Below are 21,550 nucleotides of genomic sequence, written 5' to 3'. Positions count from 1 at the left end.
AACCTAAAGAGATTGGACCTCTAAAGTTAAAAGGCTATTTTCGCGCAAGGTCCAAGGGCGGTTGCAAGACGAGATCGCGGCCGCGTCCGTTTTCGCGACTACCGGAGAGATTGAACCTGTGTGCAAGAGGTCTCGTTGAATCGCATTCCCACCATCACGACCCACGAGGGCGAGACCTCCGCATTTGTGATCCGCAGACCGAACACGTTGCGAACGCCACTTGTCTTCTGTTCGCCACATAGCGGTCGTGACTACCCCGTGGCTTTTCTCGAGAACTCCCGCCTGCCAATGAATTTGATCAGGCGGTCGGAAGACCTTTTCGTCGACGAACTCTACCGCTTCGTGGAAGACCTTGGCGCACCGCTCATCGCAGCGCGGTTTCCGCGATCCTTTCTCGATGTCAATCGTGAGCCGTTCGAGCTCGATCCTGCAATGTTCGAGGGTGAATTGCCGGATTACGTAAACACCCGCTCGATCAGGGTTGCTGGCGGCCTTGGGACTATTCCAAAGATAGTTGCGGAGAACACCGAGATCTATCGTAGCCGGATGACGGTGAGCGATGGACTGGAGCGCATCGAGACTTATCATCGAAGCTTTCACGACGCCGTCGTGCAGCTAATTAGCGAGACGAAGTCGCTTTTCGGTATGGCGATCCTCATCGACTGTCATTCCATGCCTTCAAATGTCAGGCCAATGCCCGGGGGGCGGCGCTCGGAGATTGTCATAGGCGACCGCTATGGCACGAGCGCAGCAGCGCGGCTCGTTTCCTTCGTAACGTCCGGTTTCGCGCGCGCGGGCTACGATGTAGCCCGAAACAAGCCCTATGCCGGTGGCTACATCACCGAACGCTACGGCAAACCGGCGATCGGCGAACATGCCCTGCAGGTCGAAATTTCAAGAGCCCTCTACGCTGACGAGGCTGATTTCAGCCGGAGCACCAGTTTCTCGAAGGTAGAGGACGATCTGAAGGAGGTGTTTTCGCGCATCTCGGAGAAGGTTCGTGAGACCTATCCCAGCTCTATTGCTGCCGAATAGCAGGAAACCGCAGCATCGTATTCCAGCCAGCTTGCGGATAGAAGGCAAAAAGAAACCGCGACGGAAAACCAACGCGGTCAAAGTCTAGGGAGGAAACGCCCCGTGAGGCGACAGCTGTAAGACTGTACCAAAAGGGTATGCCTCTTGGCGCATTCTGTCAATCAACAATAATCGTTAGCAGGGCGACTGTGGTAAATTTGTTCTTCCGCAACGGCAAAGATCGCGTTGTTGAAGCCGTGGCCATAAGAAACAGCCGGCCAATCCACTTTGCTACACTCTTGTCAACGCGAAAGCCGTCTCAGAAGGGCGTCCATCGCGTTCTGGAACCGAGATCGGTCGGTGGCGGCGAAGGCGGCGTTGTATCCCTTCGAGACACCGGTCTCTCGCAGATGTTCGGCCAAGCTTCGCATAGCGAGAGCCTCGCCGATCGACTCTCTCGTAAAAGGATGGCCGTTCGGGCGCAGAGCGGATGCGCCTTTTTCTAGAACGCGTGCCGCCAGGGGGATGTCTGTTGTGATGATCAGGCTGTTCTGGTCGGAGGCGTCGACTATCCAGTCGTCCGCCGCATCCGGCCCTGCCGCGACAGTGACGATCCGGGCCTCGGGAAAGCGCGAGGGACGCATGCCGCCGTTCGAGACGAGGATCGCCTCGGCACCGTAGCGCCCGGCGATCTCGATCGCCTCCTCCTTCATGGGGCAGGCGTCGGCGTCGATCAGGACCTTGAGAGATTGAAGCGGCATGGCGATTTGGGTCCGTCTAGTTGTCGATCGTTTTTCCGAACGTCCTATCACGAAATGGAATTGCGGCGCGCATGGCGTTCGGCGGCGCCGGGTGGCATGGAATGCCTGTCTCCGCCGCCGAGAGAGCGCCATGAAGTCTCCCGCCGATTCTGCCAATCCATCCGCCGAGACCCTTCGCGGGATCGCGATCCTCGTCGCCGCGACCGCCGTCTTTCCGCTTCTCGATGCGGGCGGCAAGATCCTGATCAACAGCTATGGTGTTTCGGCGGGTGAGGTGGCGCTTCTGCGCCTGCTCCAGCAGTCGCTCTGGATGATCCCGTTCATGGCGATGAGAGGGGGCGCAGGGATGTTCCGCGTGTCGCAGCCGGGGCTGAACCTCTTTCGTGGTGCTCTGCTCGGGGGCGCCGGCATCCTGTTCTTCGCCGCCCTCGGCTTCATGCCGCTTGCCGACGCGGTCGCGGTCTTCATGATCGCGCCGATGCTGCAGGTCTTGCTCGCGGTGCCGATCCTGAGGGAGACGATTGGCTGGAGGCGGGTTCTCGCGATCATGATCGGATTTTGCGGCGCTCTGATCATTATCCGGCCGAGCTACGCGGTCTTCGGGCCGCTCTCGCTTCTCCCGCTGGCGACGGCGTTTCTCGTCTCGCTCTATATCATTTTGAGCCGCTTTGCCTCGCGCGGCGACGAACCGCTGGCGATGATGCTCTACGCCGGTATCGGGGGAAGCGTGACAGTCGCTGCGATCATGATCGCCGCCCTACCGCTTGACGTGGAGATCCTCGCCTGGTCCTGGCCGGAGGAGACGGCCGCGCTTTGGCTCATCCTGGGCATCGGCGCGGTGGGAACGATCGCCCACCTCCTCATCGTCGAGGCCTATTCGCGAGCTCCGGCCGCCGCTCTCGCGCCGTTCAGCTATGCCGAACTCGTCTTTGCGATCTTCGCCGGATACGTCTTCTTCGGCGACTGGCCGGACGGTCTCAAATGGATCGGGATGGCGGTCGTGGTCGGTGCCGGTCTCGTGGTCTACCTGTTGGAGCGGCGCAGTGCCAAGCGGTTCGCGAGGATGGTGGTGGCACGCACGCAGTAAAACGGCGGCGCGGAACGAGTCCGCACCGCCATATCGACGTCGTTGATCCTGTTGGACGAATTATTGACTGGTCTGTTCGGGGTCGCTCGATTCTGCGGCGCCTTCCTCAGGCGAGTTGGACGAACCTTCCCCGCTCGTAGCACCGTCGCCGCTGCCGACATCCGTCGCCATGTTCGTATCGCCAGACCCGCCAGCCGCGCTGTCGCCCCCCTCGGTCGCTGCGCCAGCGTCTTCACCTGTTGCGGATGCATCGGTTTCGGTCGTCTCGGTCGCGGCGTCTTCGCTTGCCTCTTCGGACTCGCCGCAGCCTGCCAATCCGAGGCTAAGCGGAATGACACTAGCGAGCATGAGATGGCGGAACGAAATCATGACTTGTCTCCTGTTGGAACCTATTAACCGTAGGCCGTAAACAGCGGCAAACAGGTTTGGTTCCAACCGGATAAGCGGACGCTCGATCGCCCATAAACGCTGAATTCTCGGCGACACGCACAGCACGGCATTAGCGAGATGGCGACATTCAGGGGCGGCTCGTGCGCCGCTGATGGATCGAAAATGCGACAGGTAAACGAGCCGACGATGCGCCGCGGGCCTTTTTAATCAGATAGCCGAGCCTAGAGAACGTCACTGGCGGACGTCCATTTGACTTGTGGTCTCCGAACCCCGACGCCTATTCCGCCGCCTCCAATGCAGCATGCTTAGAAGCGAACGGAATCCCGATGGCGTTCCAGGTCTCGACGAGGGCATCCTTGAGGTGTTCGATGCGGGTGTCGTCGTGGAGCGGGGTCGGCGTGATCCTGAGGCGCTCGGTGCCGCGCGGGACGGTCGGATAGTTGATCGGCTGGATGTAGATGCCGTGCCTGGCGAGGAGATGGTCCGAGGCACGCTTGCAGAGGTCCGGGTCGCCGACGAGGACCGGCACGATGTGGGTGTCCGACGGCATCACCGGCAGATCGGCGCCGCCGAGAACGTCCTTGGTGCGCGCCGCCTGGCGCTGCTGGCCGTCGCGTTCGGCCTGGCTCTCCTTCAGGTGCCGGATCGAGGCGGTGGCCGCCGCGGCGAGGGCAGGGGGCAATGCGGTGGTGAAGATGAAGCCCGGCGCGTAGGAGCGGACCGCGTCGATCACGTCCCTGGTGCCGGTGATGTAGCCGCCGAGCGTGCCGAAGGCCTTCGCAAGCGTGCCCTCGATGACGTCGATCCGGTGGGCCTCGCCGTCGCGTTCGGAGATGCCGCCGCCGCGTGTCCCATACATGCCGACGGCGTGGACCTCGTCGATATAGGTCATAGCGTTGTACTTTTCGGCCAGATCGCAGATCGCGCCGATCGGCGCGATGTCGCCGTCCATCGAATAGACGCTCTCGAAGACGATCAGCTTGGGCTGGTCGATCGGCGCGGCCTTCAGCAGCTCTTCGAGATGGGCGACATCGTTGTGCCGGAAGATCTGCTTCTTCGTGCCTGCCTTGCGCACACCCTCGATCATCGAGGCATGGTTGAGCTCGTCCGACAGGATGAGGCAGCCGGGCAGGAGCTTCGCGATGGTCGAGATCGAGGCCTCGTTGGAGACGAAGCCCGAGGTGAAGACGAGGGCGGCCTCCTTGCCGTGCAGATCGGCGAGTTCGCGCTCGAGTTCGACCAGCGGATGATTGGTGCCGGAGATGTTGCGCGTGCCGCCGGCGCCCGAGCCCATGGCCGAGACGGTGTTCTTCATGGCGGTGACGACGGTCTCGTGCTGGCCCATGCCGAGATAGTCGTTCGAGCACCAGACGGTGATCTCGCGCGCTTCGCCCCCATGCTCGCTCCCCGGCCGCCAGATCGCCTGCGGAAAGCGGCCCGCGATCCGCTCCAGATCGGCGAACACACGGTAGCGCTTCTCGGCATGCAGAGCCTCGATCGCTTCCGAAAAATGACGCCCGTAATCGACCGGCAACGGGACGCGCTCGTAACCCAGCGGACAATTCGTCTTAGAAGATTTCGAGTGCTTACCGTGGAGAGCGGTATCTTTCGTCCAGTCGTACATTATGCCGTTCTCCATCCGAGATAGTGTCCGAGATTCTGCCAGAGGATCCGCGCATGCGCCGTCGGGCTCGCTTTCGACATTCGTTTGTGCATGTAGGACTCCCATGTCAGTCGCTGCACGTCGGGATCGCGGCAGATCGAGACGAACCGTTCGCGCAGCCAATCTGAGCGATACCACACAGTTTGGAGCAATTCCAAAACCAAGAAAATCTTGCCGTGGTCACCCATGAACAGTTTGCGCGCTTTGGCGAGTTCGCGGGCGTCTCCATTGGCCAGGAAGGCGATGCCGGCATCCGCTACCATGCGGGCGCTTTCCATCGCGTAGTAGATGCCTTCGCCAGAGGCCGGTGCGACGACACCGGCTGCATCCCCGGCAACGATAACGTTGCGCCCGTCGTCCCAGCGCTTCATGGGCTTGAGAGGGATGGGCGCCCCTTCGCGGCGAACCGTCTTCGCGCCGCCATAGCCCGACGCGAAGCGCAAGTCGCCCACCGCCTTTCTGAGGCCGTAGCCTTTCTTGGCAGTTCCTGTGCCGATGCTGACGGTCTCGCCATGGGGGAAGATCCAGCCATAAAAATCTGGAGAAATCGCACCCTGATAGAAAACGTCGCAGCGGTTGGCTCGCGCGCTTGCGGGCTCGCTCGAACACCCCTTCGAATCGACGATCTCGTGGTATGCGAAGACCGATTTTGGCTGTTTCTGATTCGGGAGTGCCGCCCTCGCTACCGCCGAACGTGCACCGTCGGCGCCGATGACTAGGCGCGCCGAGAGGGTTTGGATCTCTCCCAGTTTTGTTTTGATCCGAATTTGCCGATCCTCGCCGAATGCCGGCTCAAGGCCATCGAACATGGCCGTGATGCGGGTGACGCCGCGAGAAACGGCGCGTTCGCGCAGCCATTCGTCGAATTCCTCACGGTCGACCATGCCGACAAAACCGCCGTCGATCGGCATATCGACTGTCTTGCCAGACGGCGCGATCATGCGGGCCGAGGAAATGGTGGCCTTCAGAAGATGACCGGGAATGGCGAAGTCTTGGATCAGCCGCGGCGGAATCGCGCCGCCGCATGGTTTGATCCGGCCGCCGCGCTCAACAAGTGCCGTGCTGTAACCAGCTTCGGCGAGGCGCAACGCGGCGGTAGACCCGGCCGGACCGCCCCCGATGACGACAGCATCAAAGCGTTTCACCTGCGCTGCATTACTCGCCGCAGGCATTGTCGCGCGCGTTTCGGTGTTTGGGATCATGCCGCAGCTCCCGAAAGGTTGTTCGCCATCGGTCGTGCCCGTTCACCGAATTCGAACCGGTTTTCTATGCAGCGCCAAGCGAGGAGGGCGGAGACGACGAAGCCGACGCCCTCAATGAGGAAGACACCACCATAGGCATTCGCGTTGGAGCCGGTGAAATGGAGGGTGACGTCTACGAGCGCAGTGCCGGCGAAGCCGCCGAGCGCGAAGGCAATTGCCTGCGCGGCGCCCCACAGGCCCATGCGAATGCCGTGGCGTGGGCTTTCGTCGGCGCCGGTGCCCGAAGCCAGACCCATCATCGAGCCTATGGCTGCGACAGCGAAGAGGCCGTTGAAGAAGCCGAGGGTCGCGACCGTCGGCACGAGCGGGAATTCACCACCGGTTCGCGAGGCTGCGAACAAAGCCGCAAAAGCGAGCGCCGAACCAAGACAGCCGGTGACGCAAAGAAGGCGGAGAAGGCCAGGATGCCTCCTGGCGAAAAGAAACCCGGCAAGCGCCACGACGATCATTCCGAGGAAGGTGCCGCCATGCTGCATGCCGGCAAGCTGCGTCGTCTCGCCCGGCGTCATCGCGAAGATGAGGCCGGCGAAGGGTTCGAGAACAAGATCTTGAGCGCTGTAGGCCAGCATCGAGATGAAGACGAAGACCGTGAAGCGGCGGGTCGCGCTTTCCTGCCAGACGTCCCTCATTGTGGCGGAGAAATTGCCGTTCACTGCGTCATGCCGCTTAGGCGATGTCTCCTGACATATGGACCGCTCGATCCCAAGCGTCGCGAGCGTTCCGACGGCGAGCGCGAGACCAGCCGTCGCTGCGGTGACGGCGACGAGCCGGCCGGCGGAGAACGGATCGAGGAAGCTCCCAGCGATCCCTGCCGTCAGCGCGAAGCCTGCGATCATCAGCGTCCACATCAAAGTGGCCGCCGGGCCGCGGCGATGTGGCGCGACACCCGCCGCGACGAGGGCGAGGAGGTTGGTGCCGGAAGCCCCGACCCCGATGCCGATGAGGACGAAGGCGAAGCTCGCGAGTGACAGGCCGAGAAGACGGTCCGATACCGCAAGGCCGGTGGCAACCGACGCGAGAACCGTGCCGAGTGCGAGAATGGCGAGACCGCCGACAATCCAGCGGGTGCGGCTGCGTCCTCGATCGGCGCCGTGACCAAAGCGGGGCCGCAGCATCTGGACGGCGTAGTGGAGGGCGACGAGGGCGCCGGGAACCATCGCGGCGAGGCCGAGCTCGACGACCATGATGCGATTCATCGTCGATGTCGTCAGCACGACCATCGCGCCGATCGCATTCTGGACGAGCGCCAGGCGAAAGATCTGTGTCCAGGTGAAGCCGGCGATCGAGTGGGGAGCCGCGCCTCGCATCACGACACTCCGAGTGCGACGGCGGCGACCATCATGCCGAGGACGTAAAGTCCGGTGCCGGTCGCATTGTAGCGGATCGCCTCTGCCTGCGGATCGGCGAGGAAGCGTTTCATGAGTCCGACCTGACCAAAGAGCAGGGCGGAGACGAGAAGGGCGGCCACTGTATGCCCCCACGCGACGAGGCAAGCCATGACCGCGATCTGAGCGCCTGCCATGACGACGCAAGCAATCCAACTGGCGGCCTTGACGCCGTAGCGCGCCGGTAGCGTGCGGATGCCGAAGCGCAGATCACCTTGGATCGATTTGAAGTCGTTGAGCGTCATGATGCCGTGCGCGCCAAGAGAATAGAGAAGCGCGAGAAACAATGACTGCAACGACGGCATGCCCTGCGCGACGAGGGCTGCACCGGTCACCCAAGCGAGGCCTTCATAGGAGATTGCCACGCTCGCATTACCGTACCAGCCGTTCTTCTTCAGGCGCAGTGGCGGTGCGCTGTAGGCCCAAGAGAAGGCGCAGCCGACAGCGGCAGCGGTGAAAACGATCGGCCCGAGAAACGAGGCGAGTAGCAGGGATGCGGCTGTCCACAGGATGGCAATCGTGAGCCCGGAGCGGCCGGGGAGGCGTCCCGAGGGAATGGGGCGGTCGGGTTCGTTGATTGCATCGACGTGGCGATCGAACCAGTCGTTCACCGCTTGGCTCGCGCCGCATAGCATCGGGCCAGCGAGCACGAGACCGAGAAGGACGTCGCGTAGAACGATAAGATGATCAGTGTCCGGACCCAAGCTTTCTAGGGCCGAGATACCTCCACAAGCGAATGCCCAAACGGGGGCGAACCATGTCACCGGCTTCAGAACCGCGACCAAGGCCGACGGCTGAATGCGAGGTGCGGCAGTGAGTGGGGCGACCGTTCGGCTCATGCCGATGATGCTAGGTCGAATTCGGCTTAGGTGTCAACCAAACTTGACAAATTCTAAAGACCGACCTTCGGCGTCAAGTTTAGATTACACCACACTCGTGGCCTACCCAGCTTCACCAATAATGCCAAAACGACGAAGTTTGGTGTAAAGTGCCTGGCGGCTGATGCCTAGCAACTCGGCAGCTGACGCACGGTTGTTTTGCGTCAGTTCGAGCGCGGCTTCGATACACAGACGCTCGATAATGTCTGTCGTGTCCCTCACGATATCGCGAAGAGGCATTTGACCGACGAGACCAATCATATCATTGGCCGGACGCATCTCCCCTCGGCCACTCTGGTTTGCTGGGGAGGAAGTCCGCTCATTCCTGCGGATAACGAGCCCATAGAACCGCCGCCCATCAACACTGAAGGCGGTGCCGCCGATATCTACTGGAACCGTTCCGCCATAGGCTGTTGTGACATAGGTTGTTAGCGTCCGCACGATACCCTGGTTGTCGATGGCGTTTTTCAGAACGCGCATTTCGACGCCGCGCTGACCAATTCGGTCGGACTGCTGCTGCCCTCGGAGCTGGGCAAGTTCGGCGACCTGGACCAAATCGAGATAGCTTTGATTGGTAAGAACGACCCTCATCTCCTCGTCGAAGATGACGATAGCGTCAGGAGATGTAGCGCCCAAACCGCTGAGCAGGGATTGTGTCAGATCGTCGGAGGTCCGAGCAAATCCGGTCCCGCCGGGCTCGATCTGAACGGACAGGCGGGGGCTGCCAAGATGGCGAAAGAAACGAAGGCTGACCGTCGCTGGGACATTTCCCGGGCCGGAATGACGAAGGGTGCCGTGCTCGCTCTTCCCAGAGGAAAAGGCGGTTGCGATCAAGCGGTCGAGTTCGGCGTGTGTGTCGGCGGCGAAGAGGCTTTCCAGACTTGACCCAACCGCGTCGTGCTTGAGGAGCCCCTTTCGGGCGACTGCGTTCGCTTCGATGATCGTCCGGTTCTTGGGATCGACGATCAGATAGAACTGTGCGCTCGTTTCAAAAAGGACCCGGTACTGCGCCTCGACGCTCCGAACCTGTTCGAACTCGTGGTCGTAAGCCAGCTGCGCTGAGATGAGACGCTGCTGGAGATCGGCCACAGCTCTGAGATCGCGACCGAGCGCAACTCGACCGCCTGCTCGAGCCAGCGGCAACATAACATAGCTCACCGGGAGATCGGGTGAGTCAGGAACCGGATGGTTGATCTCGCGCCGGGTTTCGGACCGGTCGGCAACATCTGCCAAGAGGCGCTTTGCCTTGAGCCGACACTCACTTGTGACGGTGTCGATGAATGCGCGGCCGATCCAAGCGTGGTAGACCTCGGGAGGGCAAACATCTTGGCGCATCGCTACATCGACGACTTTACCTTCATCGTCGATCAGGAGCGCAAAATCCGCCGTCGCCGTTACGAGCGAGGCGATGATTCCGGGGTCCAAATTGGCGAAGGTGCGATCCGGATCGGAAAAAGCCCGGCCGCCCTCGGCGAAATTTACTCCCATGGCACACCGATCCGGTTGCTTGGTCTAGCGAATGCGTACGCCCTAATTTCCGTGCTCGAAACGCTCTGCAATAGCTTCCATAGCGTCGCGATCGTTGGTCACGACTAGATCGGCGCCGAGGGTATGTAGCGACTTATTGTCTCGATGCAAAGCCCAACCCCCGACCATGACGACAATCGAACGATTGCGACTGCATCCTCGAAGATCGGTGACCAGGCCTTTTACCAGCGGAAGTGTTCTATCGCTGTTGCAGGATAGCCCGATCGCCGCGTAGCGGTGGGCTTCGACGCGCTCGCATAGTTTCCGATGATTGGCATCGAGGATCGCTTCCGCCTGGAATCCATATGCATTGAGGAGGCTCGACAGAACGACCGATCCGAAGACGTGATGCTCGCCCGGCACAGGAGAAAGCAGGAAGCGCGAGGCATGACGCTGAGGCTGAGTGACCAAAGCCTTCGAGGTAAAGTTCGAGACGGCGGTCTGCATCAAACCGATCTTCAGCGTGACCTCGGCGAAACTCATGTGGTCTTCTGACCATGCCCGTCCAATTTCGTTGGCAACCGGGACAACGACGTCTTCAAGCAGCTTCCGGATTGGCACGGCTTGGTCGTAAAGCTCTTGGAGGAAAGCTTCTTGCTGGTTTGCCTGTCCGGATTGAACGAGCCGTAAGAGGCGATCGACTGCCCCGGCGGCGATAATCGCCTGGGCGCTGTCCTCGAGCCGCAGGGGCGCTCGCGGCAGGTCTTTTTCCTTCATACGCTGGGCGTAAAGGCGAGGGATGACGGCCTGCCTGACGGCATCTTCGAGACTGCTGCAAGGGGCTTTGCGACTAGGGCGTTCGATTATGGGGATATCGTCAGCATTCGGAGGCCTCACGAGGTGTCCATCGTGCAAAAATGCTAGACCGTTCCTTGTGTCCAGACCGGTTGACGCAGCTGGCTTGCCCTGCTCCCGCTCCAGACGAGAAAGCTGGGCACCATCGGCGAAGTAGGCCATAGCGTTCCTCCCGCATCGTAGACTGCGAACGGTTGACCTTATTCTTCGATCCCGGCTCCGGAATCCCAGCCTTGCCGACGCTGAATATATGGCCAAAGCACTTTCGTACTCCGGTATTTCAGGCAGGGGCGCCAGCTGAAGGCGATGGTCCGACCCAAGCGACCAAGTCTTCACGCTGGAAGCGGTCTAATCTCGATCCTTGCTCATTCTTGCAATTCTTGCAACCGGGCAACGCCCTATTTCGAACATGTGTACACGACGCAGGGTGAAAGCGCTCAGCTCGGCAAGTGTAAAGTATGCTTGACAGTGCTCGGGCGACGGGTTCACATTGGGTTCCATGTTAAGCTCGAAGACCAAGGCGTTGAGGTCAAGCAGCGGCCTCTCGGACCGGGAGACGCGGCGAGCGCCTGTTCGTGACGGGCTTTACACCCCGGAGGAGCGGTCGCGGCGGGATTCGTCCTGGTGGACCCTGGTCCAGGGTCTACTCGCACCGCTGCAATTCATCGTCTTCCTGGTTTCGCTGGGGCTGGTATTGCGCGCCATCGTCACCGGTGAGGGGCACGGGATCGCCATGGCGTCTGTCGTCGTCAAGACGCTCGTTCTCTACGCCATCATGGTTACGGGCTCGATCTGGGAGAAGGTCGTGTTCGGCAAATGGCTGTTCGCGCCGGCCTTCTTCTGGGAAGACGTCGTCTCCATGGTAGTGATAGCGCTGCACACCGCCTATGTGGTGATGGCGCTGGCCGGGATCGGAACCCCGCTTCAACAGCTGAGCGTCGCGCTCGTCGCCTACGCGGCCTATGTGATCAACGCGGCGCAATTCGTGATCAAATTGCGCGCCGCGCGACTTCAGGCCGAACGCGCTGAGGCTGTCGCGCCAGCGGGCGGAGTACCGGCATGAGCGGTTCCGTTTCGCTTCTTCCCGAGCGCGCGCCGACCGTGCCCTCCTCCGGGTGCTCCGAGCCGAGCGTGCTGCGCGAGCGGGGCCAGCACGAGGTGTTCTGCGGGCTGACCGGCATTGTCTGGATGCATCGCAAGATCCAGGACGCTTTCTTCCTGATCGTCGGATCGCGCACCTGCGCCCATCTGATGCAGTCTGCAGCGGGCGTGATGATCTTCGCTGAGCCGCGCTTCGGTACGGCAGTGATGGAGGAGCGCGACCTCGCTGGCATGGCGGATGCGAACGAGGAACTCGACAAGGTTGTCGCACGGCTTCTCGTGCGCCGGCCCGACATCAAAATGCTCTTTCTCGTAGGTTCCTGCCCCTCGGAGGTGATCAAGCTCGACCTCTCCAAGGCGGCGTCGCGTCTTTCGAAGACCTACGCGCCGGATGTCCGTATCCTGAATTACACCGGCTCCGGTATCGAGACGACCTTCACCGAAGGCGAGGATCGCTGCCTCGCCGCGCTGGTTCCAGAGCTTCCGGTGTCCGAAAGCAATGGACCGGAGCTTCTCGTCGTCGGGGCGCTTGCCGATGTGGTCGAAGATCAGTTCGCGCGCTTGTTTGGGGCGATGGGCATCGAAAACGTGGCCTTCCTGCCGCCGCGCAGATCCGGCGAATTGCCGGCGGTGGGACCGAATACGAAGGTCCTGCTCGCCCAGCCCTTCCTGACCGAGACCATGCGCGAGCTGGCTGAACGCGGCGCGAAGCATATACCGGCACCGTTCCCGCTGGGTGCCGAGGGTACGACGGCCTGGCTGAAGGCGGCGGCGGATACCTTCGGCGTCGATCCGATGACGTTCCGCTCGGCGACGGCTGCGGCAGAGGCGCGGGCCACACGCGCGCTTGAGCCGTTTCGCGATGCGCTTCAGGGCAAGCGCATCTTCTTCATGCCGGACTCCCAGCTCGAAATTCCGCTGGCCCGGATGCTGTCGCGCGAACTCGGCATGGAGCCGATCGAGATCGGCACACCGTTTATCCACAAGGCGCATTTGGCCGGCGAGATACCACTTCTGCCTGAGGGAGTAGTCCTCTCTGAAGGCCAGGATGTCGACCGGCAGCTCGACCGCGTGCATGCGGAAAAGCCCGATCTGACGGTCTGCGGGCTCGGTCTCGCCAATCCGCTGGAGGCGGAGGGGCTTACCACGAAGTGGTCGATCGAGCTGCTGTTCACCCCGATCCAGGGCTACGATCAGGCAAGCGATCTGGCGAACCTCTTCGCCTGGCCCTTCGATCGCCGCACGCGGCTTCAGGTCTGAGAGGGAGGCTCGGGGAGGCATGCAGCTCACCGTTTGGACATATGAAGGGCCGCCCCATGTGGGTGCGATGCGTGTGGCGACGGCGATGAAGGACGTGCACTACGTTCTCCACGCGCCTCAGGGCGACACCTATGCCGACCTGCTCTTCACGATGATCGAGCGTCGCGACAAGCGCCCGCCGGTGACCTACACGACCTTCAAGGCGCGCGATCTCGGCAAGGACACGGCCGAACTCTTCAAGTCGACGCTAATCGCCGCGCACGATCGCTTCCGGCCGGCCGCGATGCTCGTCGGAGCCTCCTGCACCGGCGAGCTGATCCAGGACGATCCGGCCGGCCTTTCCAAAGCGGCGAACCTCTCCTGTCCAACGATCCCGCTGGAGCTTCCCTCCTATCAGCGCAAGGAGAACTGGGGCGCGGCCGAAACCTTCTACCAGATCGTCCGACATCTCTCCGGCGAACCCATGGACGAGCCCGCGAAGCCGGACGGTGCGCGGCCACGCTGCAATATCCTCGGGGCGACGGCGCTTGGCTTCCGGCATCGCGACGACGTCACCGAAATCCGGAAGCTGCTCGGCGAGAACGGGATCGACGTGAACGTCGTCGCACCGCTCGATGCGAGCGCTGAGGACATCGGCCGGCTGAAGGACGCCGACTTCAACGTCGTCCTTTATCCCGAGATCGCCGAACAGGCGGCGCGGCTCCTGAAGAAGAACTTCGGCCAGCCCTTTACGACGGTCGTACCCATCGGCGTCAACGCGACGCGGGAATTCGTCGCCGAGGTGCGGACTCTCGCGGGGCTCGATGTGCTGGATCGCGAGGCCGGTGCGACCCGGCTGCCCTGGTTCTCGCGATCAGTCGATTCCAACTATCTCACCGGCAAGCGGGTCTTCGTCTTCGGCGATGCGACCCATGCCATCGCGGCGGCGCGGGTCGCAACCGAAGAATTCGGGTTCGAAGTCGTCGGGCTCGGCACCTACAGCCGCGAGTTCGCGAGGGGTATCCGCGAGGCGGCGAAGAACTACGGTGTCGAGCCGCTGATCACCGACGATTATCTCGATGTCGAGCAGGCGATCTCGGAAGCCGAGCCAGAGCTGGTTCTCGGCACGCAGATGGAGCGGCACATCGCCAAGCGGCTCGGCATCGGCTGCGCGGTGATCTCCGCGCCGGTTCATGTGCAGGACTATCCGGCGCGCTATTCGCCGCAGATGGGCTTCGAGGGCGCGAACGTTCTCTGGGACTCATGGGTGCATCCACTGGTGATGGGCCTCGAAGAGCACCTCCTCGGCATGTTCCGCGAGGATTTCGAATTCTCTGACGATGCGCTGCCCTCCCATCTCGGCCCCGGCCACCGCGTCGCGCCGCAGGACGACAATGCGATCCGCGTGCCGGACACCGGCAAGGTGGCCGAAGGCGAAGCGGCACCGGCCGCCGGCGTCTGGGCCTCCGATGCGGAAGCCGAACTCAAGAAAATTCCCTTCTTCGTGCGTGGAAAGGCGCGGCGAAACACCGAGAAATTCGCCTCCGACCGAGGTCTGAGCGAAATCACCCTGGAGACGCTCTATGACGCCAAAGCCCACTTTGCGCGCTAGCGACGGAACGGGTTCGGCGGGCGGCCGCAAAGGGCCGCACATCGCCGTCATCACGCTCGACGGCCATATGGGCGGGGCGGTCGCCAGCGCGCGGGAGAACCTACGCGGTGAGATCCCGGGCCTTACCATTGGCTTTCACGCGGCGACCGACTTCGATCGCGATCCGGCGGCGATCGAAGCCTGCATCCGCGATATCGAAAAGGCCGACATCGTCTTCGCGTCCATGCTCTTCATGGAGCCGCACATCCTGCCGATCCTGCCAGCGCTGGAAAAGCGCCGTAAGGAGTTCTCGGCGATCTTTGGCATTCTTTCGGCAGGCGAAATCGTCAAGCTGACCCGGGCCGGCAAACTCGACATGGGCGAGGAAGCCGGCGGCGTGCTCGGTCTCCTGAAAAAGCTCAAAGGGGCCGGAAAGAAAGACAAGACCGCGTCGGGCGCGCGGCAGATGAAGATGCTGCGGCGGCTGCCGAAGATCCTGCGCTTCATTCCCGGCACGGCTCAGGACCTGCGCGCCTACTTCCTAGTGCTGCAATACTGGCTCGGAGGTTCGAGCGATAACCTGACGAACCTGATGCGCTTCCTCGTCAGCCGGTACTGGCTGAAGCAGGAGGACGACCGGGCGCTCACGGCACCCGAGCCGATCGAATATCCCGATGTCGGGCTCTATCATCCGCGCATGCGGGGGCGGATCGCGACGCGGCTCGAGAGCCTGCCGAACCGGGCCTCCGGGCGGAACGGCACGGTCGGTATCCTGATCATGCGCTCCTATGTGCTCGCCAGCGACACCGCCCATTACGACGGCGTGATCGCAGCGCTTGAAGCAAGAAACCTGAAGGTGGTGCCGGCTTTCGCGAGCGGGCTCGACGCACGGCCTGCAATCGACGCCTACTTCAAGACCGCCGAAGGCAAGCCGACCATCGACGCCCTTGTCTCGCTGACCGGTTTTTCGTTGGTCGGCGGACCCGCGTATAACGATGCGAATGCGGCGAAGACCGCGATGAGCGAACTCGACGTGCCGCTGATCGCAGGACAGGCGGTTGAGTTCCAGTCGCTCGAGGAATGGCGGGCCTCCGATACCGGGCTCTCGCCGGTCGAGGCGACCATGATGGTCGCGATCCCCGAGATCGACGGCGCGATCGGTGCGAACGTCTTCGGCGGACGGACCTCGCTGTCCCTGCCGTCCGGCCATCGCGCCATGTCGTCCGATCCCGCCCGCGCTGAGATGCTGGCGAGCCGTGCGGCCAAGCTCGTCGCGCTTCGCCACAAGGCGAAGGCCGAGCGGACGGTGGCGGTAACGATCTTCAATTTCCCGCCCAATGCCGGGAGCGTCGGGACGGCGGCTTATCTCTCGGTCTTCGAATCTCTCTTCGACACGCTGAAGAGCCTGAAGGCGGACGGTTATTCGGTCGAGGTGCCCGAGAGCGTCGATGCGCTTCGCGACGCGATCCTGAAAGGCAATGCCGAGCGGAGCGGCACGCCGGTCAACGTTCACGAACGCATCGCCGTCGACGATCACATTCGCCGTGAGGTCCATCTCGCCGAGATCGAGGCGCAGTGGGGTCCGGCCCCCGGCAAGCATCAGACGGACGGATCGCACCTCTTCGTCTACGGCGTGAAGTTCGGAAACGTCTTCGTCGGCGTCCAGCCGGCCTTCGGCTACGAAGGCGATCCGATGCGGCTGCTCTTCGAGCGCGGCTTCGCGCCGACTCACGCCTTCTCGGCCTATTATCGCTGGCTGCGCGAGGATCTGAAGGCCGATGCGGTGCTGCATTTCGGAACCCACGGCGCGCTTGAATTCATGCCGGGCAAGCAGGTGGGTCTCGGCGAGACCTGCTGGCCTGACCGGCTTATCGGCGATCTGCCGAACGTCAATCTTTACGCCGCGAACAATCCGTCGGAAGGCGCGCTCGCAAAGCGCCGGGCGAATGCCGTTCTCGTCTCGCATCTGACGCCGCCGCTGGCCGAAGCCGGGCTCTACAAAGGGCTGATCGATCTGAAATCCTCGCTCAACCGGTTGCGCGGGCTGGAGCCCGATGCGGTTGCAGAGCGGGAAGATCTGGTCGCGCTGATCAGTGATCAGGCAGGTATGCTCGATCTGGAGTTCACCAGCGAGCAGGCCGGGATTGCCCACCTTTCCGTGGCGCTCTGCGAGCTCGAAGCGACGCTGATTCCGAGCGGACTTCATGTGATTGGCCGGGAGGTTTCGCGAGACGATCGCGCCGGCTGGCTGAAGGCGGTGGCGGAAGCCCAACTCGGCTCACCGATCGCCATCGAGACGGCCGAACAGATCGCCGATGGCGAAACGGTGACTGCGCTTCGCAAGGAGGAAGCCTATCGCAGTCTCTTGGAAAGTGATGTCGCGAAGGCTGAAGAGGCGGTCGAGACGCTGAGCAACCTCGCTCGCGACCTCTCCGTCGACCATGAAACCTCGGCGCTCCTGCGTGCGCTCGACGGGCGGTATATCGAGCCGGTTCCGGGCGGCGACATCCTGCGCAATCCGGCGATCGTGCCGACGGGTCGCAATCTCCACGGCTTTGATCCGTTCCGTATTCCGAGCCTCTTTGCGGTGCAGGAAGGCCGGCGGCAGGCCGACCGTCTGCTCGAACGGCACGCGGCCGGCGGCGGTGCGCTGCCTGAGACGGTGGCGCTCGTCCTCTGGGGTACGGACAATCTGAAGACCGAAGGCGTATCGCTCGCCCAGGCGCTGGCGCTGATCGGCGCGGTGCCGCGGTTCGACGGATACGGCAGGCTCGCCGGGGCCGCGTTGGTGCCGCTCGAAGAACTCGGGCGCCCGCGCATCGACGCGCTGGTGACGCTGTCGGGCATCTTCCGCGATCTTCTCCCACTCCAGTCAAAGCTCGTCGCGGAGGCGGCCTATCTCGCTGCGACGGCGAACGAGCCGGACGACATGAACTTCGTCGCCAAGCACGCTCGCGCCCATGCGGCGGAAGAGGGCTGCGATCTGGAGACGGCTTCGCTGCGCGTCTTCGCCAATGCGGACGGCGCTTACGGCTCGAACGTCAACCTGATGATCGACGGCGGAGCCTGGGAGCAGGAGGGCGAACTCGCGAACGCTTATACCCGCCGCAAATGCTTCGCGATCGACCGCAAGGGTCATTCGAGCGAACAGCGCGCGCTGCTGACCTCGGCCTTCAAGACCGTCGATCTTACCTATCAGAACCTAGAATCCGTCGAACTCGGCGTCACAACGATCGACCATTATTTCGATACGCTCGGCGGCGTCAGCCGTGCGGTCGCCGAGGTGCGGGGCAAGTCGGTGCCGGTCTATATCGGCGACGACACGCGGGGCAAAGGCACGGTGCGCACGCTCGAAGAGCAGGTGGCGCTGGAGACCCGCACGCGGGCGCTCAATCCGAAATGGATCGAGGGCATGCTCGCCCATGGTTATGAGGGCGTGCGCCATATCGAGGCGCATCTGACGAACACGCTCGGTTGGTCGGCGACGACCGGCCAGGTGAGCCCCTGGGTCTACAAGCGCTTCGCCGAGACCTTTGTGCTCGATGAGAAGATGCGCGAGCGGCTCGCCGAACTGAACCCGACCGCGTCCGCCCGAATGGCCGAACGCCTGATCGAGGCGGACGAACGGCAATACTGGCGTCCGACGGACGCAGAGCGCGAGGCGCTGCTTGATGCGAGCGCCGATCTCGAAGACCGGCTGGAGGGCATCCTGCCCCAGCCGGCAAGCAAACCCAAGAACGAGATGGAGGCTGCGTAATGAGCTCCCTGAAGACGACGCTGCCGCTACCGAAGACCGTCTATCGTCGTGAGGACGGCGAGGGCAGTGTTCAGGTCAAAATGAACACCGGGCCGAAGATCGACGGCGCGAAAGTGTTCGCGATCTACGGCAAGGGAGGAATCGGCAAGTCCACGACCTCTTCGAACCTGTCGGTGGCCTTCTCCAAACTAGGCCATCGGGTGCTGCAGATTGGTTGCGACCCGAAGCACGACTCGACCTTCACGCTGACCAAGCGTCTTCAGCCGACAGTGATCGACATCCTCGAGACCGTCGATTTCCATGCCGAAGAGCTGAGGCCCGAGGATTTCGTCTTTGAAGGCTACAACGGCGTCATGTGCGTTGAAGCGGGCGGGCCGCCCGCCGGTACAGGTTGCGGCGGATACGTGGTCGGTCAGACGGTGAAGCTCCTGAAAGAGCATCATCTTCTCGAGGATACCGATGTCGTGATCTTCGACGTTCTGGGCGATGTGGTTTGTGGCGGCTTCGCCGCACCGCTCCAGCATGCCGATCGGGCGTTGGTGGTGACCGCCAACGACTTCGACTCGATCTTCGCCATGAACCGCATCGTTGCCGCTATCCAGGCGAAGGCGAAGAATTACGACGTGAGGCTCGGCGGGGTCATCGCCAACCGCTCCGCCGGCACCGACGAGATCGATCGCTTCGCGGCCCATACCGGGCTCAATCGGCTGGCGCACTTCCCCGATCTCGACGCCATCCGCCGCTCGCGGCTGAAGAAGTCGACGCTCTTCGAGATGGAGCCTTCGCCCGAGTTGGAGGCTGTGCAGAACGAATATCTCCGCCTTGCCGCCGCGCTCTACGCCGGCACGGAGCCGAACGAGGCCAAAAGCATGAAGGACCGGGAGATCTTCGATTTCCTCGGCTTCGAATAGGATCGCCCATGAGCGACGTCATGACATATGAGCGCCGGCGCTCCGAGATCGAAACCTATTTCGATCGCACCGCCGCCGAGACCTGGAAGAAGCTAACGTCGACGGCGCCAGTGGGTCGGGTGCGTGCGAGCGTGCGCCGGGGCCGTGACGAGATGCGGGCGACGTTGCTCTCCTATCTGCCCTCGGACCTCACTGGCCTGCGGCTGCTCGATGCGGGCTGCGGCACGGGCGCGCTTGCGATGGAAGCGGCGCGGCGGGGTGCGGAGGTGGTGGCGGTCGATCTGTCGCCGACGTTGACAACGCATGCGCAGGACCTCGCCGATGCGCAAGGCCTGGGCAGTCGCATCCGGTTCGTTGCTGGAGACATGCTGGACGAGGGTTTCGGGCGCTTCGACCATGTGGTGATGATGGACTCGCTGATCCATTACGAGCCGGCCGACGCCGCGATGACTCTTGGCAAGCTTGCCGAGCGAACGGACGGATCACTGGCGATCACCTTTGCGCCGAAGACGCCGCTGCTGGCGGCCATGCACAAGGTCGGCAAGCTCTTTCCGCGCGGCGACCGATCGCCCGCGATCGTGCCGATCGCTGAAGCCCGTTTTTCTGCGATGGTTCGCGCCGAGCCGGCGTTGTCGGCGTTCGAAATCGGGCGAGGACGGCGGATCGATACCGGCTTCTACAAGAGCCATGCGCTGGAGTTGAGGCGCAGATGAGCGAGACTGCGACCAGAAACGAACAGATGAAGGCCGAGCGTATCGCGGCGTGGCGCAGGGTTATGCCGTTCGCCGACATTGGGACGAACGAACTGCCGCTGTCGCGTCTGCTACGCCTTTCCCTGTTTCAAGTCTCGGTCGGCATCACGCTCGTCATTCTCGGCGGGACGCTCAATCGGGTGATGGCCATCGAACTCGGCATTCCGATCTCGCTGATTGCCGTCGCTCTCGCCTTGCCGCTCCTTCTTGCGCCGGCTCGGGCGCTGGTCGGGTTCAAGTCCGACAATCGCCGCTCCTTCATGGGCTGGCTGCGCACTCCGTATATCTGGACTGGGGCGATGACCCAGTTCGGTGGCCTCGCGATCATGCCTTTTGCGCTCTTTATCGTCGCCGAAGGAAAGCCGGATGGGTTGCTGATCGGTCAGGCTGCCATGCTGTTGGCCTTCTTCCTCGTCGGCCTTGGCGTGCACATCATGCAGACCGCTGGACTGGCTCTGGCCTGCGATCTTGCGACTGAGGAGAAACGCCCGCGTGTCGTCGCGCTGCTCTATACGATGCTGCTCCTCGGGATGCTGGGTGGGGCAATCGTCATTGGGCAATTGCTACAGGACTTCACCTATCTGGGCCTCGTCCAAGTGCTCCAAGGATCGGCCGTCGTGACGATCCTGATGACGACGGTTGCGATCTGGCAGCAGGAGCCAAGGCGGCGCGACCTCGCGCCTTGTAAGGACGTAGAGGATCATGCACCTCGATTCCTGGCGGTCGTGCGCGCGCTTTTGGCCGGCCAAGCGGATCTCAAGCGGCTACTCGTTGTCCTCGCGATTGGAACAGCCGCCTTCGGGATGCAAGACGTGTTGTTGGAGCCCTACGGCGGAGACGTCTTCGGTATGGGTGTTGGCTCGACCACGCTATTGACCGCGTTGTTCGCCGCCGGAAGCCTGATCGGCTTCTTTTTCGCTGCGCGGCTACACAGTCGTTGGAATGCGAACCCAAACGTCGTCGCCGCGATCGGTTTGATGGGCGGCATTCCGGCGTTCTCTCTCGTCGTCCTTGCTGGCGCGCTTGGTTCGATCTTGATGTTTTCGGCCGGCGTCTTCGTCATCGGTCTTGGCTCAGGGCTGTTCTCGGTCGCAATGCTCGTTGCGGTGATGGAACGGATCGGCCATGCCAAGCTAGGCAGCGGTCTCGTTCTCGGCATCTGGGGTGCGGTTCAGGCGATCGCGCTCGGGTTCGCCGTCTTTATTGGGGGCGCGTTGAGGGATCAGGTCGCGATGCTAGCAGAGACCGGCGTACTCGGTCCCGCACTACAGGGGCCAGCCGCTGCCTATGGCGTCGTCTACCATTTCGAAATCGGGCTGCTCTTCGTTGGTCTTGTCGTCCTCGGCCCGCTCGTACGCCCGCAGATACTGGAACCACGGCCCGTGCAGCCGGGGCGTTTCGGTCTACCCGACCTCCCCAATTGAACCAAGGAGAAGC

Annotated in this window: 17 protein-coding genes; 9 read left to right on the top strand and 8 right to left on the bottom strand. The window is 62.6% G+C overall.

Annotation, left to right across the window (positions count from 1 at the left end):
• Positions 1-153 precede the first annotated feature (153 nt).
• Entirely contained in the window at positions 154-1,035 is an 882-nt protein-coding gene (locus FP2506_RS10775) for an N-formylglutamate amidohydrolase (RefSeq protein WP_040489767.1), read from the top strand.
• A gap of 281 nt (positions 1,036-1,316) precedes the next feature.
• Here FP2506_RS10775 and FP2506_RS10770 read toward each other — a convergent pair whose 3' ends face one another.
• Positions 1,317-1,775, bottom strand: a complete 459-nt coding sequence (locus tag FP2506_RS10770) for a YaiI/YqxD family protein (protein ID WP_007067509.1) — start codon at positions 1,773-1,775, stop codon at positions 1,317-1,319.
• 130 nt (positions 1,776-1,905) lie between these two features.
• On the opposite strand from FP2506_RS10770, the gene FP2506_RS10765 reads away from it, so the two are divergent.
• Positions 1,906-2,862 (top strand): DMT family transporter, encoded by a 957-nt coding sequence (locus FP2506_RS10765; protein WP_050765069.1) that lies wholly within the window; start codon positions 1,906-1,908, stop codon positions 2,860-2,862.
• Positions 2,863-2,922: 60 nt separating this feature from the next.
• Here FP2506_RS10765 and FP2506_RS10760 read toward each other — a convergent pair whose 3' ends face one another.
• From FP2506_RS10760 to FP2506_RS10730, 7 genes are all read right to left on the bottom strand, one after another.
• Positions 2,923-3,231 carry a hypothetical protein gene (locus tag FP2506_RS10760; protein WP_007067507.1) on the bottom strand — a complete coding sequence of 103 codons (309 nt, stop codon included), beginning with the start codon at positions 3,229-3,231 and terminating at the stop codon, positions 2,923-2,925.
• Between the two features lie 298 nt (positions 3,232-3,529).
• Positions 3,530-4,876: a 5-aminolevulinate synthase gene (hemA, locus tag FP2506_RS10755; RefSeq protein ID WP_007067506.1), complete on the bottom strand. Its 1,347-nt coding sequence runs from the start codon at positions 4,874-4,876 to the stop codon at positions 3,530-3,532.
• A complete protein-coding gene (locus FP2506_RS10750; RefSeq protein ID WP_040489763.1) occupies positions 4,876-6,087 on the bottom strand; it encodes a geranylgeranyl diphosphate reductase in 1,212 nt (403 codons plus the stop codon). The genes hemA and FP2506_RS10750 overlap by 1 nt, the downstream gene beginning before the upstream one ends.
• Positions 6,088-6,113: 26 nt before the next feature.
• On the bottom strand, positions 6,114-7,484 hold the full coding sequence (locus FP2506_RS10745; RefSeq protein WP_007067504.1) for a BCD family MFS transporter: 1,371 nt from the start codon (positions 7,482-7,484) through the stop codon (positions 6,114-6,116).
• Positions 7,484-8,401 carry a chlorophyll synthase ChlG gene (chlG, locus tag FP2506_RS10740; protein WP_007067503.1) on the bottom strand — a complete coding sequence of 306 codons (918 nt, stop codon included), beginning with the start codon at positions 8,399-8,401 and terminating at the stop codon, positions 7,484-7,486. Before chlG ends, FP2506_RS10745 begins: the two co-directional genes overlap by 1 nt.
• A gap of 102 nt (positions 8,402-8,503) precedes the next feature.
• Entirely contained in the window at positions 8,504-9,928 is a 1,425-nt protein-coding gene (ppsR, locus tag FP2506_RS10735; protein ID WP_007067502.1) for a transcriptional regulator PpsR, read from the bottom strand.
• A 42-nt stretch (positions 9,929-9,970) separates the two neighbouring features.
• Positions 9,971-10,684, bottom strand: a complete 714-nt coding sequence (locus tag FP2506_RS10730) for a cobalamin B12-binding domain-containing protein (protein ID WP_007067501.1) — start codon at positions 10,682-10,684, stop codon at positions 9,971-9,973.
• Between the two features lie 577 nt (positions 10,685-11,261).
• On the opposite strand from FP2506_RS10730, the gene bchF reads away from it, so the two are divergent.
• From bchF to FP2506_RS10695, 7 genes are read left to right on the top strand one after another with little or no spacing between them, the layout of a single operon-like run.
• Complete coding sequence (gene bchF / locus FP2506_RS10725; protein WP_007067500.1) at positions 11,262-11,825, top strand: 2-vinyl bacteriochlorophyllide hydratase; 564 nt, start codon at positions 11,262-11,264, stop codon at positions 11,823-11,825.
• On the top strand, positions 11,822-13,123 hold the full coding sequence (locus tag FP2506_RS10720; RefSeq protein WP_007067499.1) for a ferredoxin:protochlorophyllide reductase (ATP-dependent) subunit N: 1,302 nt from the start codon (positions 11,822-11,824) through the stop codon (positions 13,121-13,123). The genes bchF and FP2506_RS10720 overlap by 4 nt, the downstream gene beginning before the upstream one ends.
• Positions 13,124-13,142: 19 nt before the next feature.
• A complete protein-coding gene (gene bchB, locus FP2506_RS10715) occupies positions 13,143-14,714 on the top strand; it encodes a ferredoxin:protochlorophyllide reductase (ATP-dependent) subunit B (protein ID WP_007067498.1) in 1,572 nt (523 codons plus the stop codon).
• Complete coding sequence (locus tag FP2506_RS10710) at positions 14,686-18,450, top strand: magnesium chelatase subunit H (protein WP_007067497.1); 3,765 nt, start codon at positions 14,686-14,688, stop codon at positions 18,448-18,450. Before bchB ends, FP2506_RS10710 begins: the two co-directional genes overlap by 29 nt.
• On the top strand, positions 18,450-19,361 hold the full coding sequence (bchL, locus tag FP2506_RS10705) for a ferredoxin:protochlorophyllide reductase (ATP-dependent) iron-sulfur ATP-binding protein (RefSeq protein WP_007067496.1): 912 nt from the start codon (positions 18,450-18,452) through the stop codon (positions 19,359-19,361). The genes FP2506_RS10710 and bchL overlap by 1 nt, the downstream gene beginning before the upstream one ends.
• Positions 19,362-19,369: 8 nt before the next feature.
• Complete coding sequence (bchM, locus tag FP2506_RS10700) at positions 19,370-20,074, top strand: magnesium protoporphyrin IX methyltransferase (protein WP_007067495.1); 705 nt, start codon at positions 19,370-19,372, stop codon at positions 20,072-20,074.
• Positions 20,071-21,537, top strand: a complete 1,467-nt coding sequence (locus FP2506_RS10695; RefSeq protein WP_007067494.1) for a BCD family MFS transporter — start codon at positions 20,071-20,073, stop codon at positions 21,535-21,537. Before bchM ends, FP2506_RS10695 begins: the two co-directional genes overlap by 4 nt.
• Positions 21,538-21,550: the final 13 nt, after the last annotated feature.

The sequence above is a fragment of the Fulvimarina pelagi HTCC2506 genome (assembly GCF_000153705.1).
Taxonomy (GTDB): Bacteria; Pseudomonadota; Alphaproteobacteria; order Rhizobiales; family Rhizobiaceae; genus Fulvimarina; species Fulvimarina pelagi.
Note: the sequence above shows the minus strand (reverse complement) of the source record. Positions and strands in the feature narration are given on the sequence as shown.

Bases quoted from the DNA above. Each gene is read 5' to 3' on its own strand.
- bchL (WP_007067496.1), top strand. From the start codon at position 18,450: ATGAGCTCCCTGAAGACGACGCTGCCGCTACCGAAGACCGTCTATCGT.
- FP2506_RS10770 (WP_007067509.1), bottom strand. From the start codon at position 1,775: ATGCCGCTTCAATCTCTCAAGGTCCTGATCGACGCCGACGCCTGCCCC.
- FP2506_RS10760 (WP_007067507.1), bottom strand. From the start codon at position 3,231: ATGATTTCGTTCCGCCATCTCATGCTCGCTAGTGTCATTCCGCTTAGC.
- hemA (WP_007067506.1), bottom strand. From the start codon at position 4,876: ATGTACGACTGGACGAAAGATACCGCTCTCCACGGTAAGCACTCGAAA.
- FP2506_RS10695 (WP_007067494.1), top strand. From the start codon at position 20,071: ATGAGCGAGACTGCGACCAGAAACGAACAGATGAAGGCCGAGCGTATC.
- bchB (WP_007067498.1), top strand. From the start codon at position 13,143: ATGCAGCTCACCGTTTGGACATATGAAGGGCCGCCCCATGTGGGTGCG.
- FP2506_RS10745 (WP_007067504.1), bottom strand. From the start codon at position 7,484: ATGCGAGGCGCGGCTCCCCACTCGATCGCCGGCTTCACCTGGACACAG.
- ppsR (WP_007067502.1), bottom strand. From the start codon at position 9,928: ATGGGAGTAAATTTCGCCGAGGGCGGCCGGGCTTTTTCCGATCCGGAT.
- FP2506_RS10720 (WP_007067499.1), top strand. From the start codon at position 11,822: ATGAGCGGTTCCGTTTCGCTTCTTCCCGAGCGCGCGCCGACCGTGCCC.
- bchM (WP_007067495.1), top strand. From the start codon at position 19,370: ATGAGCGACGTCATGACATATGAGCGCCGGCGCTCCGAGATCGAAACC.
- FP2506_RS10750 (WP_040489763.1), bottom strand. From the start codon at position 6,087: ATGCCTGCGGCGAGTAATGCAGCGCAGGTGAAACGCTTTGATGCTGTC.
- FP2506_RS10710 (WP_007067497.1), top strand. From the start codon at position 14,686: ATGACGCCAAAGCCCACTTTGCGCGCTAGCGACGGAACGGGTTCGGCG.
- FP2506_RS10730 (WP_007067501.1), bottom strand. From the start codon at position 10,684: ATGAAGGAAAAAGACCTGCCGCGAGCGCCCCTGCGGCTCGAGGACAGC.
- bchF (WP_007067500.1), top strand. From the start codon at position 11,262: ATGTTAAGCTCGAAGACCAAGGCGTTGAGGTCAAGCAGCGGCCTCTCG.
- FP2506_RS10765 (WP_050765069.1), top strand. From the start codon at position 1,906: ATGAAGTCTCCCGCCGATTCTGCCAATCCATCCGCCGAGACCCTTCGC.
- chlG (WP_007067503.1), bottom strand. From the start codon at position 8,401: ATGAGCCGAACGGTCGCCCCACTCACTGCCGCACCTCGCATTCAGCCG.